This window comes from Filimonas effusa (assembly GCF_004118675.1).
GTDB classification, from domain to species: Bacteria; Bacteroidota; Bacteroidia; order Chitinophagales; family Chitinophagaceae; genus Filimonas; species Filimonas effusa.
Genome location: NZ_SDHZ01000001.1, coordinates 1,695,591 through 1,712,072 on the forward strand (window position 1 = coordinate 1,695,591; position 16,482 = coordinate 1,712,072).

At 46.5% G+C, this 16,482-nt stretch carries 15 protein-coding genes; 9 read left to right on the forward strand and 6 right to left on the reverse strand.

What is annotated here, in order from left to right; translation table 11 throughout:
• Positions 1 to 150 precede the first annotated feature (150 nt).
• From ESB13_RS06305 to araA, 5 genes are all read left to right on the forward strand, one after another.
• Positions 151 to 1,020 carry an AraC family transcriptional regulator gene (locus ESB13_RS06305; RefSeq protein WP_129002164.1) on the forward strand — a complete coding sequence of 290 codons (870 nt, stop codon included), beginning with the start codon at positions 151 to 153 and terminating at the stop codon, positions 1,018 to 1,020.
• 69 nt (positions 1,021 to 1,089) lie between these two features.
• The gene (locus tag ESB13_RS06310; protein ID WP_129002165.1) at positions 1,090 to 1,794 is read left to right on the forward strand and encodes an NUDIX hydrolase; all 705 of its coding nucleotides are present in this window, start codon (positions 1,090 to 1,092) and stop codon (positions 1,792 to 1,794) included.
• A gap of 150 nt (positions 1,795 to 1,944) precedes the next feature.
• Positions 1,945 to 3,615 (forward strand): ribulokinase, encoded by a 1,671-nt coding sequence (locus ESB13_RS06315; protein ID WP_129002166.1) that lies wholly within the window; start codon positions 1,945 to 1,947, stop codon positions 3,613 to 3,615.
• Between the two features lie 10 nt (positions 3,616 to 3,625).
• Positions 3,626 to 4,321 (forward strand): L-ribulose-5-phosphate 4-epimerase, encoded by a 696-nt coding sequence (locus ESB13_RS06320; protein ID WP_129002167.1) that lies wholly within the window; start codon positions 3,626 to 3,628, stop codon positions 4,319 to 4,321.
• Between the two features lie 52 nt (positions 4,322 to 4,373).
• Positions 4,374 to 5,864 (forward strand): L-arabinose isomerase, encoded by a 1,491-nt coding sequence (gene araA, locus ESB13_RS06325; RefSeq protein ID WP_129002168.1) that lies wholly within the window; start codon positions 4,374 to 4,376, stop codon positions 5,862 to 5,864.
• A 492-nt stretch (positions 5,865 to 6,356) separates the two neighbouring features.
• Here araA and ESB13_RS06330 read toward each other — a convergent pair whose 3' ends face one another.
• Positions 6,357 to 7,682, reverse strand: a complete 1,326-nt coding sequence (locus ESB13_RS06330; RefSeq protein ID WP_129002169.1) for a nucleoside recognition domain-containing protein — start codon at positions 7,680 to 7,682, stop codon at positions 6,357 to 6,359.
• 103 nt (positions 7,683 to 7,785) lie between these two features.
• On the opposite strand from ESB13_RS06330, the gene ychF reads away from it, so the two are divergent.
• Both ychF and queG read left to right on the forward strand, forming a co-directional pair.
• The gene (gene ychF / locus ESB13_RS06335; RefSeq protein ID WP_129002170.1) at positions 7,786 to 8,883 is read left to right on the forward strand and encodes a redox-regulated ATPase YchF; all 1,098 of its coding nucleotides are present in this window, start codon (positions 7,786 to 7,788) and stop codon (positions 8,881 to 8,883) included.
• A gap of 38 nt (positions 8,884 to 8,921) precedes the next feature.
• Complete coding sequence (gene queG / locus ESB13_RS06340) at positions 8,922 to 9,851, forward strand: tRNA epoxyqueuosine(34) reductase QueG (protein ID WP_129002171.1); 930 nt, start codon at positions 8,922 to 8,924, stop codon at positions 9,849 to 9,851.
• A 53-nt stretch (positions 9,852 to 9,904) separates the two neighbouring features.
• On the opposite strand, the gene ESB13_RS06345 is transcribed toward queG, so the two are convergent.
• The 4 genes from ESB13_RS06345 to ESB13_RS06360 form a co-directional block, all read right to left on the reverse strand.
• Positions 9,905 to 11,407 (reverse strand): hypothetical protein, encoded by a 1,503-nt coding sequence (locus tag ESB13_RS06345; RefSeq protein WP_129002172.1) that lies wholly within the window; start codon positions 11,405 to 11,407, stop codon positions 9,905 to 9,907.
• Positions 11,397 to 11,957: an RNA polymerase sigma factor gene (locus tag ESB13_RS06350; RefSeq protein ID WP_129002173.1), complete on the reverse strand. Its 561-nt coding sequence runs from the start codon at positions 11,955 to 11,957 to the stop codon at positions 11,397 to 11,399. The genes ESB13_RS06345 and ESB13_RS06350 overlap by 11 nt, the downstream gene beginning before the upstream one ends.
• A 68-nt stretch (positions 11,958 to 12,025) precedes the next feature.
• The gene (locus ESB13_RS06355; protein WP_129002174.1) at positions 12,026 to 12,580 is read right to left on the reverse strand and encodes an SRPBCC family protein; all 555 of its coding nucleotides are present in this window, start codon (positions 12,578 to 12,580) and stop codon (positions 12,026 to 12,028) included.
• 4 nt (positions 12,581 to 12,584) lie between these two features.
• Positions 12,585 to 13,694, reverse strand: coding sequence for an ABC transporter permease (locus ESB13_RS06360; RefSeq protein ID WP_129002175.1), 1,110 nt, complete (start codon positions 13,692 to 13,694; stop codon positions 12,585 to 12,587).
• A 25-nt stretch (positions 13,695 to 13,719) separates the two neighbouring features.
• On the opposite strand from ESB13_RS06360, the gene parS reads away from it, so the two are divergent.
• Together parS and ESB13_RS06370 are read left to right on the forward strand one after the other, a co-directional pair.
• Positions 13,720 to 14,229, forward strand: coding sequence for a type II RES/Xre toxin-antitoxin system antitoxin (gene parS / locus ESB13_RS06365; protein ID WP_129002176.1), 510 nt, complete (start codon positions 13,720 to 13,722; stop codon positions 14,227 to 14,229).
• Complete coding sequence (locus ESB13_RS06370; RefSeq protein ID WP_129002177.1) at positions 14,226 to 14,699, forward strand: RES family NAD+ phosphorylase; 474 nt, start codon at positions 14,226 to 14,228, stop codon at positions 14,697 to 14,699. Before parS ends, ESB13_RS06370 begins: the two co-directional genes overlap by 4 nt.
• Before the next feature lie 6 nt (positions 14,700 to 14,705).
• Here ESB13_RS06370 and sppA read toward each other — a convergent pair whose 3' ends face one another.
• Entirely contained in the window at positions 14,706 to 16,469 is a 1,764-nt protein-coding gene (gene sppA, locus ESB13_RS06375) for a signal peptide peptidase SppA (protein ID WP_129002178.1), read from the reverse strand.
• Positions 16,470 to 16,482: the final 13 nt, after the last annotated feature.

The window sequence follows — 16,482 nt, forward strand, 5'->3', positions numbered from 1 at the left end:
GAAGCATTTATTCAGTCCTCCCGCCCCACCAATAGAAACCCACCTTTCAGGCCGGTCGTATTTGTTTAAGTAAATCCTAAAGCCGGCGGACAGTCTATAATATTAGCCTTAAATACTTATTTTAGCCCTAAATAAAGCATAAATAGCTGAATGAAACCCCAATTGTTGAAAGTGGCAAAAGGAGCCCAACACTCCTTCAGCGTGCGGAGAGATACGGTTCCCCATACCAATAACCGGTGGCATTACCACCCGGAGGTGGAGCTTATTCACTTTAAAAAAGGCAATGGAACACAGTTCATAGGCGATAATATCAAACGCTTCAAATCGGGTGACCTGGTGATGATAGGCGCCCATTTACCACATTACTGGCGGTTTGACGACGAATATTTCGGAGAGCAGCAGAAGCTTCAGGCCGATTCGCGCGTAGCTCATTTCAGAGAAAATTTCTGGGGCGAAACCTTTCTTAACCTTCCCGAGAATGTTAAGATCAAATCCGTGCTCGAAAAAGCAAGGCGTGGCATCCAGGTAACAGGCAAACCCAAACAGGAGATCGCAGAACTGCTGGAGCAGCTGGTTCAGACTGAGGGGCCGGAGCGTATTTTTCTGCTGATGAATATACTCGTGATCCTGGCCAATATCCCCCAGCTTAACCTCATCTCTTCCATAGGGTTCAAATATGATTTCCTGGAGTCGGAAAACGACCGCATCAATGATATCTATGAATATTCGGTGAAAAATTTCAGGCAGAAGATCCAGCTCGAAGAAATCGCCGCCGTCGCTAATATAAGTCCCAACTCATTCTGCCGTTATTTTAAATCACGGACCCGGAAAACCTACTCCCAGTTTATGCTGGAAATAAGGGTGGGCCATGCCTGCAAGCTTCTTATCGACAATAAGGTGAGCATTAAACAGGTGTGTTACGAAAGTGGCTTTAATAACTTTACCGGCTTCTACAAATATTTTAAAAAAATTACCGGCAAAAGCCCCCTCAACTATCAAAAAGAATACACTGCAGGCTAAAAAGCAATGAATCGTTGATTTTACACTAAATTTATTTTTTTATTGCTAAAGCCTTACCAGAGCCAACATATGACACGTTATAGCCGGCAACATAAGATAGTAGTAGCAGTGGACTGTATTATTTTCGGATTCGACGGGCAGGAGTTAAAACTGTTATTGATAAAAAGAGGATTCGAACCAGAAAAGGGGAAATGGAGCCTTATGGGAGGTTTTGTACAACCCGCCGAGAGCTTTGAAGAAGCTGCCAGCCGTGTATTACATCAGCTTACCGGGCTCGAGAATGTATATATGGAACAGCTTTATGCCTTTGGTGATCCTCATCGCGACCCTACGGAAAGAACAGCCTCTATCACCTACTTCAGCCTTATAGACATCCATAAATACGAGAAGCAGATAAGCGACGAATATCATGCAGAATGGTTTCCTGTAAACCAGGTTCCTGATCTCATCTTCGACCACCCGGCCATGATAAAAATGGCCAAGGAAAAACTGCGTTATAAAGCTGCCATCCACCCCATCCTGTTCGAACTATTGCCGGAAAAATTTACGCTGCCCCAGTTGCAAAACCTGTACGAAGGCATTTACGACACCGTACTGGATAAAAGGAATTTCAGCCGTAAAGTATTATCTACCGGCCTGTTAATCAAGCAAAAAGAAAAGGAAAAGGCCAGTTCCAAGAAAGGAGCGTTCTACTTTAAACTGGATAAAAAGAAATACCAGAAGAAGTTTGATGCCTTCCTCAACTTTATTCCCAACCCCGATAACCTTAAATAGGCTTCTTCGTACTGATTTAAAGTTACTTTAACCTATAACGGGCGAATAAAATTTTGTAATGTTAGGCTACAAGTGTTATTTTGACACTAAATTGCCATATGAAGCTGGAAGGCTTCATCCGACAAATCACGTTAAACAATCTAAACACGGATGAATCAGGAAACTTTTGTGATAGGCGTTGACTACGGTACAGATTCAGTCAGGTCTATTCTCGTAAATGCAACAAACGGTCAGGAAATAGCCTCTTCCGTTTTTTATTACCCCCGTTGGAAAGCAGGAAAATACTGTGATCCTTCTGCGAACCAGTTCCGCCAGCACCCGCTGGATTATGTTGAAGGACTGGAACATACCATCAAACATTGTCTTCAGCAGGCTGGCAGCGATATCGCCGCCAAAGTAAAAGCCATTTCAATCGACACTACCGGCTCTACTCCTGTAGCTGTTGACGAAAACGGTACCCCCCTGGCTTTGACACCTGGCTTTGAAGAAAACCCACATGCCATGTTCGTGTTGTGGAAAGATCATACCGCTGTAAAAGAAGCAGCAGAGATCAATGCACATGCTACAAAGTTCGATACCAATTATCTCCAGTTCGTTGGTGGCATCTATTCTTCAGAATGGTTCTGGTCTAAATTATTACGTACGCTGCGTGTCGATGAAAAAGTACGCAACGCCTGCCAAAGCTGGGTGGAACATTGCGACTGGATTCCCTTCCTGCTGACAGGAGGCAAAAAAGCATCGGAGATGAAACGCAGTATCTGCGCAGCAGGACACAAAGCACTCTGGGCTGCTGAATGGGGCGGATTACCTCCTGAAGAGTTCTTTAGTTCTCTCGATCCATTATTGAATGGTTATACAAAGAAATTGTTTACAGAAGCGCTTCCTTCCGATAAAGCGGCAGGTAAACTTAGCCAGGAATGGGCAACTAAACTTGGCCTTTCTACCGACGTAGTTGTTGGTGTTGGCGCTTTTGATGCACATATGGGTGCTGTAGGCGGTCAGATCGAACCTTATCACCTGAGCAAAGTAATGGGTACCTCAACCTGCGATATGCTCGTAGCTCCAACCAAAGAAGTGGATGGCATCCTGGTAAAAGGTATCTGCGGACAGGTGCCTGGTTCCGTGATTCCCGGCATGATGGGCATGGAAGCTGGTCAGTCGGCTTTTGGCGACTGCTATGCATGGTTCAGGCAGGTACTGGCCTGGCCTTTAAACGAGGTGTTAAGCAAAACCAGCCTGGTAGACGCAGAAACGGCAAAGGCCCTTGCCGCCGAAGCCATAGACAGGATCATCCCTACATTAGATAAAAAAGCTGCTGAATTACCACTGGATGAAAACAGCGTCTTAGGTGTAGACTGGCTGAACGGCCGTCGTACCCCCGACGCCAACCAGGAGTTGAAAGGCGCTCTTGCCGGCCTGAACCTTGGCAGCAATGCCGTGGTTATTTTCAGGGCTATTGTTGAAGCCACCTGCTTTGGTGCAAAATCTATTGTAGACCGTTTCAACAGCGAAGGCGTTACTGTAAAAGGACTTATTGGTATGGGTGGCGTAGCCAAGAAATCGCCTTTCATCATGCAGATGATGGCAGACGTTATGAATATGCCTATCCGTATACACAAATCGGAACAAACCTGTGCAGTAGGTGCAGCCATGTTTGCCGCTACTGCAGCCGGCATCTACGATAAAGTAGAAGATGCGATGAAAGCAATGGGACAAGGTTTCGATGCCGAATATTTCCCTGATGCTGCAAGAGCAGCTATTTATGCCAAACGTTATGAAAAATACAAGGCATTAGGCAAGTTTGTAGAATCATTGAATTAAACCCGTTATAATGAGCTATCAGCACATACAGGAAGCTGCGTATGAAGCAAACATGCAGCTTCCTAAATTAGGACTTGTATTATTCACTTTTGGAAATGTGAGTGCAGCCGACAGGGCAGCAGGCGTATTTGCCATCAAGCCCAGCGGCGTTCCTTACGAGGAGCTCACACCGGCTAAAATGGTGATCGTTGACTTCGATGGCAAAACCGTTGAAGGCAACCTGCGTCCTTCTTCCGATACCCTTACCCATGCCGTATTATACAAACATTGGGAAAATATCGGCGGTATTGTACATACACATTCTACCTATGCTACAGCCTGGGCTCAAAGTCAGCGCGACATCCCTATTTACGGCACCACCCATGCCGATCATAACACTGTCGATATTCCCTGCGCACCTCCCATGGATGATGTAATGATCCAGGGCGATTATGAGTACCAGACGGGCTTCCAGATCATGAATGCCCTGAAGGAAAGGAATCTTAGCTATGAAGAAATTGAAATGATCCTGGTAGGCAACCATGCTCCTTTTACCTGGGGTAAAACACCTGCCAAAGCGGTATATAACAGTGCAGTGCTGGAAACAGTAGCTAAAATGGCCCTGTTGACAGAACAGATCAGGCCCGATGTTCCCCGTTTGAAAGATGCTTTGATCAAAAAGCACTTCGAGCGCAAACATGGTCCAAACTCTTATTACGGTCAGTAGCAGCTGACACAAGAACAATTCACAACATTCAACACTTTTAAAATAAACACTAATGATTGATCTGAAAAAGCTGGAGCTGTGGTTTGTAACCGGCAGCCAGCATCTATATGGAGAAGAAACGCTGAAGCAGGTAGCAGAACATTCTCAAACCATTGCCAGCGCGTTGAACAAAGCAACACAAATTCCCGTAAGCGTAGTATTCAAGCCTACTGTTAAATCAACAGAAGAGATCTACCATATCTGCGCCGAAGCGAACAATGCGCCTAATGTAATTGGTATCATTGCGTGGATGCACACCTTCTCTCCTGCCAAAATGTGGATCAATGGCCTGAAGATCTTACGTAAGCCTTTATTACACCTGCATACACAGTTCAACCGCGATATTCCATGGAGCGAAATTGACATGGACTTCATGAACCTGAACCAAAGCGCTCATGGCGACCGTGAATTCGGCTTTATGGTAAGCCGTATGCGCAAAAACCGCAAGGTGGTAGTAGGCCATTGGGAAGATGCGGAAGTACTTGCTTCTATCGGCAGCTGGTCACGCGTTGCAGCAGGCTGGCACGACTGGCAGGGCGCAAGGTTTGCCCGTTTCGGCGACAACATGCGTTTTGTAGCAGTAACTGATGGCGATAAAGTTGAAGCTGAATACAAATTCGGTTTCTCTGTCAACTCTTATGGTATTGGCGACCTGGTTAAGGTGATCAATGGCATCAGCGATGCAGAGGTTGATACGCTTATCAAAGAATACGAAGCACAATATAAACTTGCCGCTTCTATCACCAAAGACGGCGCTCAGCGTCAGTCACTGGTAGACGCAGCCCGTATTGAACTGGGTTTGAAAGCGTTCCTGGTAGACGGCAACTTTAAAGGTTTCACCGATACTTTCGAAGACCTGCATGGTATGATTCAACTGCCTGGCATTGCTGCCCAGCGTTTGATGGCTGCCGGCTACGGTTTCGCCGGCGAAGGCGACTGGAAAACAGTAGCGCTGGTACGTGCCATGAAAGTAATGGGTCATGGTTTGAAAGGCGGTAACGCATTCATGGAAGACTACACTTACCATTTCGATCCTAAAAACCCGCTGGTGCTGGGTTCTCACATGCTGGAAGTGTGTCCTTCTATCGCCGAAGGCCCTGTTTCCTGTGAAGTACATCCTTTAGGTATTGGCGGCAAAGCCGATCCTGTAAGGCTGGTATTCAATGTAGGTGGTGGCGATGCCCTCAACGCATCCCTGATAGATATGGGTAACCGTTTCCGTTTGCTGGTGAACGAAGTAAAAGCAGTAGCTCCTCCACAGGATCTGCCTAAACTTCCGGTAGCAAGAGCATGCTGGCAGCCTTTACCTGATATGAAAACAGGTCTTGCAGCCTGGATCCTTGCAGGTGGCGCGCACCATACCGGCTACAGCCAGAACCTGACATCTGAAAACCTGGAAGACTTCGCAGATATGGCTGATATCGAGTTCGTATGCATCGATAAGAAAACCGACCTCCGCCAGCTGAAGAACGAGCTGAAATGGAGTGAAGCATACTATAAATAGCAGATCGCAGCATTCGGAAGCATAGCTCTCCGATTGCCTGAAGTCAATTAAAAACGAGGCCGTATCAACTTATGATACGGCCTCGTTTCATTCGCCCCCCTGGCGCCGAAGAATACCCGTTTAAGCGACTCTCGGATACAGCCTCGTTTCATTCGCCCCCCGGCACCGAAGAATACCCGTTTAAGCGACTCTCGGATACAGCCTCGTTTCATTCGCCCCCCGGCGCCGAAGAATACCCGTTTAAGCGACTCCCGGCGGCTAATTTTATTGATGAGCCCTCCTTTTTTTATCAGGAGCCCCGATGGAGCCACATACTATTTGCTAAAAAAAAGCGCAGTTTTGACAAAGCACTCTTAAAGCTTCACTAAAGCATCTCAAAAGCTTCTTTAAAGCTTCCTTGAAAAAGATCGTTTTTTTAGCAAAAGATCATTTGTAAAAAAAGCCGCTAATATTATTAGCAATGCATCGCTCATCTCTTCCGTTATCTAATGTCTACCTGAAGAACACATAGGCGATCAATATGGCAGCGATGACACCAATGAAATCGGCGAGCATGCCGGCCCAGATGGAATAACGGACCTTTTTAATGCCTACACTTCCAAAGTAAAGGGCTACAATGTAAAAGGTAGTATCCGCAGAGCCGTGGAAGGTACAGGCCAGCTGACCAACAAAGGAATCGGGGCCGTTAGACTTCATCACATCTATCATGAGCCCCCTTGCACCGCTGCCGCTGAATGGCTTCATAATGGCAACGGGAAGTGATGGTGTAAAATCGGCATTCAGTCCCATAGTGCGGATCACGGCTGTGAGTCCGTCTACGATATACCCGAGCGCGCCGCTATCCCTGAATACGCGGATGGCCACCAGCATTCCAACCAGGTAGGGAATAATTTTAATGATCACATCAAAGCCACCTTTCGCGCCTTCTATAAAGGCATCGAAGACATTCACTTTTTTCCAGACCCCGGCAATAATGATCAGCGTAATGATTAGCAGCAGTACAAGATTGCCGGCAACTTTGCTGAAGATATCTTTCTGAACGGCATCCATACCGCTTACCCACCATATCAATAAGCCCACGGCCAGTGCAATGCTGCCCAGCCAGGTGATCAAAATGCGATCCCATTTTATTTTCTGCCAGATACTTACCAATATGATGGCTGCAAGTGTGGTACAAACCGTTCCCAGCACACAAGGAATGAATACACTGGAAGGATTGGCGGAACCCGCCGCCAGGCGATAGGCTATAATGGACAAAGGAATTAGCGTAAGACCACTGGTATGCAGTACCAGGAACATGATCTGCGCGTTGGTAGCTGTTTCTTTATCCTTATTCAGCGTCTGGAGGCTTTCCATCGCTTTCAGACCGAAGGGAGTGGCGGCATTGTCGAGTCCTAACATATTGGCGCTGAAATTCATCACCATTTGTCCCATTGCCGGGTGGTTATCGGGAACGCCCGGGAAAAGCCGTTTCATAAACGGGTTCAAAAGCCTCGCCAGCCAGTTGATAGCCCCGGCCTTTTCGGCAATATTCATCAGTCCCAGGAAAAACACCATGGTACCTGCCAGCGGGAAGGCAACATCTATCACCGAGCTTTTGGCACTGTCGAAAACGCCGTCAACGAGCGTTTTAAAGACATCATTATCATGAAGAAAGAAAAACTTATAAAGGCCAATAGCCGCAGCGATATAAAAAAACAGGATCCATACCAGGCTCAGGGCGCCATTTCCGCTTTTTTGAGCTGCACGAAGTATTGCAATTCCACCCACTGCTGCCAATACGTAAAAAACACCTGCTGCAAACTGAATCCCATCCATCCGTTTTGGTTTATGAGCGTCTAAAATAATTGATTATCGGCGGTTAACAATCAAACCGTACTTTTGCAGCCGAAAAATTGCGAACGCAAACCACAATAATCATATGGCTTTACAAGTAGGGATCGTGGGATTACCCAACGTCGGAAAATCAACTTTATTCAATGCTGTAAGCAACAGTGCCAAGGCGCAGGCAAGCAACTACCGTTTTTGTACTATTGACCCCAACGTGGGACTGGTAGATGTACCTGATGAACGCATGACGAAACTGGCAGAGTTGGTAAAGCCCAACCGTATTGTTCCTACCCAGCTGGAGATCGTGGATATTGCCGGTCTTGTAAGAGGCGCCAGCAAAGGAGAAGGACTTGGTAACAAGTTTTTGGGAAATATCCGCGAGGTAGATGCTATTATTCACGTGATCCGTTGTTTCGAAGATGAGAATGTACTTCGTGAAGAAGGCGCCATTAACCCTGTAAGCGACAAAGAGATCATTGATACGGAGTTACAGCTGAAAGACCTTGAAAGTATTGAAAAGAAGCTTCAGCGGACAGAGAAGATGGCTAAAACCGATCCCAAGGCCAAAGCCGAGCTGGAGGTATTACTTCGCTGTAAAACCCAGCTGGAGCAAGGAAAAAGCATTCGTGCATTAGGACTGGAGAAAGAGGAAAGAACTGCTATCGCCGATCTGTTCCTGTTAACAGAGAAGCCGGTACTTTATGTAGCCAACGTAGACGAGGCTTCTATGCATACCGGTAATAAATATTCTGAAGCACTTACCGAAGCCGTTAAAGCAGAAGGCGCACAGGTAATTGTGATGAACAATACCCTTGAAGCGCAGATCGCCGAGATGGAAGCTGAAGACGACAAGCTGATGTTCATGGAAGAATACAAAATGACTGAACCGGCGTTGAACAGGCTTATCCGCTCTGCCTACAAACTGCTGAACCTGGATACCTATTTCACTGCCGGTGTTCAGGAAGTAAGGGCATGGACCATTCATAAAGGCTGGAAGGCGCCCCAGGCGGCAAGTGTGATTCATACTGATTTCGAAAAAGGCTTTATTAAAGCAGAAGTAATTGCTTATGAAGACTTTATCAAATACGGCAGTGAAGCGGCCTGTCGCGACAATGGTAAATTAAGAATCGAAGGCAAGGAATATATCGTAAAAGACGGCGATATTATGCATTTCCGTTTTAACGTATAAGTACACGCTGGCCAGCGATAAATTGGTTAACTTGACTAATGCATCTTACCTACCGTACTCAACAGATCAAGGGCTGGGCGCAACAGCTGGGCTTCGGTTACTGTGGTATTGCCAGGGCTAAGATGCTGGATGATGACGCCCGCAGGTTGGAAAAATGGCTTCATAAGGGAATGCACGGCAGCATGCATTATATGGAGAAAAATTTTGACCTGCGGGTAGATCCCACCAAACTGGTTCCGGGCGCAAAATCCGTCATAACACTGCTTTTAAATTATTACCCGGAACAACAACAGCAGGAAGGCACCCCCCGTATTTCCAAATATGCCTATGGGCAGGATTATCATGAAGTGATAAGGCCCAAGCTCAACCAGCTGCTTCTGTTGATGCAGGAGCATATAGGGGCGGTTGAAGGCCGTGGATTTGTAGATTCTGCCCCTGTATTGGAACGCAGCTGGGCTAAGCTTACAGGCGCCGGATGGATAGGAAAGAACGGTAATCTTATTTCTCCCAAAGCGGGCTCTTTCTTTTTCCTGGCCACGCTCATCACAGACCTGGAGCTGGAATATGACGATCCTTTCAGCCGCGATTATTGCGGCACCTGCACCCGTTGTATCGATGAATGTCCTACAGGCGCCATCCTGCCCGATAAAGAGATCGACGGCAGCAAATGTATCAGTTACTTTACCATAGAATTAAAGGACATGCTGTTACCCGAGGAGATGAAGGGTAAATTTGACAACTGGATGTTTGGATGTGATACCTGCCAGGATGTATGCCCGTGGAACCGCTTCAGCAAACCCGGAGCAGAACCGGCTTTTGCGGCAATACCTGAAATATTAAATCTCAGCACCAAAGAATGGGAGCTGCTTACAGAAGATCGTTTCCGGCAGTTATTTAAAGGATCTCCTCTAAAAAGGGCCAAATTCAAGGGCATCCAGCGTAATATCAGCTTTACGCAACCCCCCTAGCCATACCTGAAACGCTGTGCCGATATTGTCTTTACGCTTTTACTACCTGCAGGTTATTTTAATTTCAATGTAACCTGCAATCCTGTTTGCAATAAGTGCTGGTCGCCTTGTTTTGCCATTGTTTTAAGACCATATTGGATGTATGGCATCAACTGCCACTGGAGCCTGGACTGACCCGGTATTTTTACGACAAAAGCAAAGTAGGCATTGGGCATCCAGACGTTCATTGTTCCTCCCAAAGAATTTCCATCTTTATTGGCGCCGACCATGAAGTCGTTTACAACGCCTGCGGTTATCCCTACAGGGCGGGTAAGATCGTAGTGCAGCAGCACGGGAACACCCAGGTAATGCATTTTGTAGTTTTCGGTACCATGAATATCAGAAGTTGACACCGTAGAATAAAAACCGTTTGTCAGTCCGCCAATGCTCTCTGTTGTTGTTGATATCAGTGTACTATAATGAACATACTGGTATCTTAAACCCAATTGAACCGATAACTTTCCGAGCAGCGACCTTTCTGCCAGCACACCCGCATTGAAGGCTTTTCCGGTATTAAACGCGGTTTTGTAGTAGACGACAGATCGTACTGCCTGCTGGGAACCGGGAGAGGCATTGTACCCAATCTGATCATTATTTTTTTGATAAGTAGAGATCCCGCCATCATTTTCACCTATCACTTTTGCGATGCCGCCACTTACAAATGGCAGAAAGTGCCATTGGCTTGCGGGCTGATCTTTGATGGTTATAACCGGCGCACTTACTACAGGCGTAGCGTTCTGCTGTTTGAGCAACGGCATACGCGTCATGAATGCTGTTTGAGGTACATGTTCTATTTCCGGGTCAACAGGATATTGAGCGGGCAACCGTTCCAGGTTGTCTGGTTCCATCTGGTAGCCATTTCCGGCAGTTCCGTTCAAGTGCTTATTGCTGCTATTCAAGGACTGCTGTGGTTTACGGGCATTGATAGCAGCAAGTTTCTCAGGCCCTGTGGCGCCGGGAGTAGTAGTGCCGGCTGTGTTTTTTGCAGACAGTACCCCGTTTACGGATCTATTATCGGTATTCTTTTTAGCAGCGCTGATACCGTTGTTATTTGCGCCCGCATAGGTATCCGGAGATACGTTTACAGGTTTATTGTCATTGAATAGCTGGCCACCAGCTGCAGCAGTGCTCTCAGGCTTTGCTGAGTTTACTGAGTGAGTATTTCCTGAGCTGTTATTAGCCGGGGCATTACTTTCAGCCCGGCTGTTATGCCCGTTTAAACCGGAGGCTGACTGATTCGTTGTAAATGAATCGGTGTTGTCTTTATTGGCAATAACAGCATTTTCGTTTTGCGCTGTAAGGGGTGAGGGAGCATTATTATGATATAAGCTCCAGATACCGGCGCCGGTACCTGCGAGTAATAATAATAACAATAAAGGGATACGCCAGCCGATGACAGGCTTTTTCTTTTCGGGAGCCAGGCCTGCCTTCACATTTTTCCACACGACAGGGTCGGGCTTGAATTCAAGCCCTTCCATCATTTTCTGTATCTGCCGTTCTAATGAATTATCCGACATAATTCAATTTTTTATGGTCTTGCTCATATTTTTTGATCCATGTTACCAATAAGTTTCGTGCACGGAGGTATTGAGAGCGTGAGGTGCCCTCGTTAATTCCAAGCATTTGTGCTATTTCCACGTGAGAGAATCCTTCTACCGCGTGGAGGTTAAAGACAGTTTGATAACCGGCTGGCAGCTGACGGATGAGTTGTGCCAATTCTTTGGCGCTCATATCCATTTCCGGGTTTTCGTCGGCAACGGGATGAAGATGATCATCCATAAGCAGCATATCGGCCTGGTATCTTTTTTTCTTTTTGAGGTAGTTCAGGGCTGCGTTCACCATAATTCTCCGGATCCAGGCAGCCAGTTCGCCATCCATTCTATACTGATGCAAACTCCGGAATACATTCAGAAAGCCATCCTGAAGCACATCCTGGGCATCTTCCATCGATTTGGTATAGCGATAACAGACACCCAGCATCTGCCCGGCAAACGCATCGTAAAGCGCCTGCTGTGCCCATGCTTCTCCTGCGATGCAGGATCTTATCATTTGCCTGGTATCTGTCATTTCTTCAGTTAAGTTGACAACGGCGCATTTAAAAGCGTTGCAGGCAAAGGTAAAAAAACGGGGATTTTTTATGGGATAATGGCTTCCCCACCCTGCTGCACCGTTTCATTGGCGCTGTTTTCGGCCAGGGTTTTAAGATTAGCCAGGCTTTTTTCCATCACTGGCCCCAGGATCTTATCGTTCATCATAGATCCCAGGCGTTCCCATGGATACCATTTGATATGCTGTGTAAAGGACCACTGTACAGTGGTAACGGCGTGTGAAGGATTGGTAATAATGTTCATTACCGCTTCCTGGCGGAAGCCACCTTTGCCCATCCATTCGGATACTATGGCGGTATCGGTAGCGCGGATGATCTGAATATTGTTTCCATTCACATAACCACTTGCTCCTTTCCCTATACTATCGGCGGAGGTAAGTTTGAAACCATTTGCCTGGATGCCTTCTATCCAATTGGGCCAGCGGCTCAATGTGTTAATTTCCTGCCGGATACGGCCGGGATCCTTCCTGTTGATATCAACAGCACGTGAGACCACTACAGTGGAAGGCAGCATGAGTCCTATTAAGGTTGCAACAACAAACAAAACCAGAAAACTTATCAGCGCGAGTTTCAGCAATTTCATACGCTTATTCCCATTTAAATACTTTAATTGCTATGGCATATATAATAACTCCCCAAATGAGCATCACTCCTATGTTCTGCCAGCAGCTGATGAGGCTGGCCCCTTCGAACGCGATGTTCCTCATTGCATTATTAAAATGAGTAAGCGGCAATACGCGGCAGATCGGCTGCAGCCAGGATGGAAATGCCTCGATAGAAAAGAAGGTACCCGCCAGGAGGAATTGCGGCAGGGTAAACAGGTTAGCCAATGGCGGAATGGTGCTTTCTGTTTTTGAAATACCACTTACCACAAAGCCATATCCCATAAACACCACCAGGGCAATAAAGCTTAATATCATGATCTCCAGGAAAGTACGGAAACCATGCACCAGTGTAAAATGAAATGCAAGCGTTCCTATTCCAATGATAATCACTGCGGTGATCATTTGAAAGATCACCCGGCTCAATGCTTCTCCCAGGATGATATACGGACGGGTAACGGGCGTTGCAAAAAAGCGTTTCAGTACTAATTGCTGGCGCAGGTTAAAAAACAAAAACGCCACCCCAAACACGCCGGCGCTTAACAGGGAAAAGCCAAGTTGCCCGGGCAAAATGAAATCGATAGTGCGGTACACACGTCCCGGGATCTCGGTTATTTCGGGCGCAACGGTGGCAACAGAAGGCACGTTGGGGTAACGGTGGGCATTGATGTCGCTGATGATACCGGATAAGAAAGTGCCTTTAAAAAGATGGAGGTTCTGAGGGTTCACCGCTCCTGAACTGGTAAGATGGACGATATAGTCGGGGCCGCCCTTTTCATTTTTACTGATGCGGACGATCGCGAGCATCCTGCCCTTTTCCAGGTCTTCTTTCACTTCCAACTGAGACTTGCGTACCACCTTTACAGCCGGAATGGCAGTAAGACGTTTGTACACATCATTGGTGGTATCACTTTGGGGATCAAAAGCAATTTTGAAAGAAACACTGCTTCCTCCTCCCATAAAACCAAAAACCAAAATAAAAATCAAAGGGAAACCAATACTAAACACTACAGAAGAAGGGCTGCGTAAAGTAGAACGCAAACTCCCTTTTGTAATGGCCAGCATAGCCCTGATCTGGCTATATGAACCCTGCATTTACAAAAATTTGAGAAGCAAAGCTATGTTAAAAAGAAAAAGAAAAGAAACCCAGACAAAAGACGTATATTTGGAAGACAAAAGACGGGAAATGAAAAAAGGAGCGAAATACAAAAAAAACGAGGAAACGCCTCAACGGCAAGTTGAGGAGGAGGCAGCTTTATATAAAGCTGTAAAAAAGTTACCTGTTATTGCCGATTTTACCTTTAAGAAATTTGCCAAAATAGCGGCGAAGGTGCCATTTACCCAAAAAGACTGGGCTGGCATGATGCATCTTTCCGAGCGCACCCTGCAACGTTATGCCAAAGACAACAAAACCTTTGAAGGCATATACGTCGATAAAATCCTGCATATAGAAGAACTCATTGAGGCGGGGCTGGCCACTTTCACCAATGCGGCAACCTTTTACAGCTGGTTAAAACGTGACAAGCAAGTAATGGGTTATCACCTTAATTTCGATTCATTATCTTCTTCACGAGGCATCCAGGCCACCATAGATCAGCTGGGACGCATTCAACACGGAATATATACATGATAGTTTATCGCTTTGCACATGCGAAGTATGCAGCAGACATTTCAGGAGAAGGGGCGAAATTGTGGGGAGGCAGATGGAATAACAGCGGCATACCTGTTTTATACACCAGTGAACATATTTCCCTGGGATTGCTGGAAGTGGTTGCCAATGGAGTAGCCTTACATGAACTACAGAACATAAGGCTGATAGAAATAGAGCTACCTAACAGCGCCGCTACCCATGAAGTAAAATTAAACCAGTTAAAAAAAGAATGGTGGACGGATCATGAGTTCACCCAATGGATAGGCAGCGAGATATTACAAGCCAATCAGCATTTACTTATCAAATGCCCTTCGGCCATCATACCTATGGAGCACAATATCCTCTGCAACCCGTTACACAAGGATTTTCATAAAGTAAAAGCGCGAATAGCGGATTTCCGTTTCGATGAACGCCTGTTCAAGGCTCCGGAGATCAGCTACAGTGAATAGATGAAATTAGTTTACCCTCAGTTCAAAAGGAAGCCTTGCCTGGGGAATATCGAACCAGCCTTTTACTTTCTTCATTTGCTGAAAAAGCATGAACTGTTCCTCTCCTATTTCTTCCCTGATAGCTTTGGCTTTTACGCTCTTGGTGGCACCGCCTCCCATTAGCTGGTCGATCAGTGACTTACGTTCGGGGAACTCCTTGATACGATAGTCTTTTATTTTTGCCATCCTTACTGCGCAGGTTATGGCATCCTGCAAGGTGCCGATACGATCAACAAGTCCTATTTCAATCGCGCGCTTTCCTGTCCACACCCTTCCCTGTGCGATACTGTCGATATAGGTTACAGATCTCTTTCTTCCGGAAGCCACACGTTCTTTAAATGACATATAAACAGAATCGACATCGGCCTGAAGGAAACGGCGTTCAGCATCGGTCAAGGGGCGGGTTGCGGAGCCGGTATTGGCATAAGGGGAAGTAGCAACGCCGTCGAAAGTGATGCCGAGTTTATTCTTAAAGAATTCCTTCATATTTACCATCATGGTAAATACACCTATAGACCCGGTGATAGTATTGGCGTCGGCAAAAACAGAATCGCCGCCGCAGGCAATATAATATCCTCCCGAGGCTGCAACATCGCCCATACTAACTACTACAGGTTTTTCTTTGCGGGTAAGCATAATTTCGCGCCAGATAACATCGCTGGCCAGGGCGCTTCCGCCCGGAGAATTCACCCGCAATACAACCGCTTTAATATTTTTATCGAAACGCGCTTTGCGAAACAGGTTACGGAAGGGTTCGCTGCCTATTTGTCCTTCATCGCCTTTACCATCGACGATATCGCCCTCTGCGAAGATCAAAGCCACTCTTGTATCGAAGCTTCCTTTATTCAGGTTCACCGATTTGGCGTATTTGCTTAAGCTTACAAAATTCAGTTTTTCAATTTCTTTTGTTTTCAGGCGGGAGAAGATCTCTGCCTTTACTTCATCGTCGTAGCGGGCGGCATCGATGAGTTTAAAATTCACAGCATCGGAAGCCGTTCTTATGGCGCCATCGGATGCGAGTCGATGAAGTGAAGCCGTGTCCAGTTTCCTGGCTTCTGCGATGTGTAACAGAAAGCTGCCGTATAAATCGCCCAGCCATACGCTGGTTTGCTCGCGGTTGGCGCTGGTCATTTCCGTTACCCGGAAAGGTTCTGTTGCACTTTTATATTTACCGGCGTAAAAGATCTCCGGCTGTATCTGAAGTTTATCGAGCAGGTTTTTGAAGAAGATCAGCTGGGTAGAATATCCCGACCAATCTAATCCTCCTTTGGGATGGCAATACACTTTATCGGCGGCAGAGGCCACGAGGTAGGCTTTCTGGGTAAGCACTTCGCCGTAGGCTATTACGAACTTACCGCTCTTTTTGAAGTCGACGATGGCGTTTCTCAGTTCTTCGTTAGCCCCGCTGCCATTGTTGTTATAAGATGCTTTGATGTAGATACCCTTTACCGCTGAATCGCTTTTTGCATGCTGGATAAGCCTTATGGCCTGGTACAAGCCGGGAATAGATGCTTCGGCCTCACTGTCGAACAGTGCATTGAGCGTATTATCTTTTGTTTGCTCGGGGAAAGAGGCAGACAAATCGAGTACGAGCACTGCATTACTGCCCACGTCGGCCTTATCGTCGCTCACTGCATTTCCTGCCATCCAGACGACTATTATTATGCCTATTAAGGAGAAGGCTATTAAAGCCAGCAGCGATGCGAAAAATATTTTCAGAAATCCTTTCATACTAATTTTTACC

What these genes read in the sequence shown, in the direction of transcription:
- ESB13_RS06305 (WP_129002164.1), top strand. Translation starts at nt 151, where the DNA reads ATGAAACCCCAATTGTTGAAAGTGGCAAAAGGAGCCCAACACTCCTTC.
- araA (WP_129002168.1), top strand. Translation starts at nt 4,374, where the DNA reads ATGATTGATCTGAAAAAGCTGGAGCTGTGGTTTGTAACCGGCAGCCAG.
- ESB13_RS06345 (WP_129002172.1), bottom strand. Translation starts at nt 11,407, where the DNA reads ATGTCGGATAATTCATTAGAACGGCAGATACAGAAAATGATGGAAGGG.
- ESB13_RS06310 (WP_129002165.1), top strand. Translation starts at nt 1,090, where the DNA reads ATGACACGTTATAGCCGGCAACATAAGATAGTAGTAGCAGTGGACTGT.
- ESB13_RS06370 (WP_129002177.1), top strand. Translation starts at nt 14,226, where the DNA reads ATGATAGTTTATCGCTTTGCACATGCGAAGTATGCAGCAGACATTTCA.
- ESB13_RS06320 (WP_129002167.1), top strand. Translation starts at nt 3,626, where the DNA reads ATGAGCTATCAGCACATACAGGAAGCTGCGTATGAAGCAAACATGCAG.
- sppA (WP_129002178.1), bottom strand. Translation starts at nt 16,469, where the DNA reads ATGAAAGGATTTCTGAAAATATTTTTCGCATCGCTGCTGGCTTTAATA.
- ESB13_RS06355 (WP_129002174.1), bottom strand. Translation starts at nt 12,580, where the DNA reads ATGAAATTGCTGAAACTCGCGCTGATAAGTTTTCTGGTTTTGTTTGTT.
- ESB13_RS06360 (WP_129002175.1), bottom strand. Translation starts at nt 13,694, where the DNA reads ATGCAGGGTTCATATAGCCAGATCAGGGCTATGCTGGCCATTACAAAA.
- ESB13_RS06315 (WP_129002166.1), top strand. Translation starts at nt 1,945, where the DNA reads ATGAATCAGGAAACTTTTGTGATAGGCGTTGACTACGGTACAGATTCA.
- ESB13_RS06350 (WP_129002173.1), bottom strand. Translation starts at nt 11,957, where the DNA reads ATGACAGATACCAGGCAAATGATAAGATCCTGCATCGCAGGAGAAGCA.
- queG (WP_129002171.1), top strand. Translation starts at nt 8,922, where the DNA reads ATGCATCTTACCTACCGTACTCAACAGATCAAGGGCTGGGCGCAACAG.
- ychF (WP_129002170.1), top strand. Translation starts at nt 7,786, where the DNA reads ATGGCTTTACAAGTAGGGATCGTGGGATTACCCAACGTCGGAAAATCA.
- parS (WP_129002176.1), top strand. Translation starts at nt 13,720, where the DNA reads ATGTTAAAAAGAAAAAGAAAAGAAACCCAGACAAAAGACGTATATTTG.
- ESB13_RS06330 (WP_129002169.1), bottom strand. Translation starts at nt 7,682, where the DNA reads ATGGATGGGATTCAGTTTGCAGCAGGTGTTTTTTACGTATTGGCAGCA.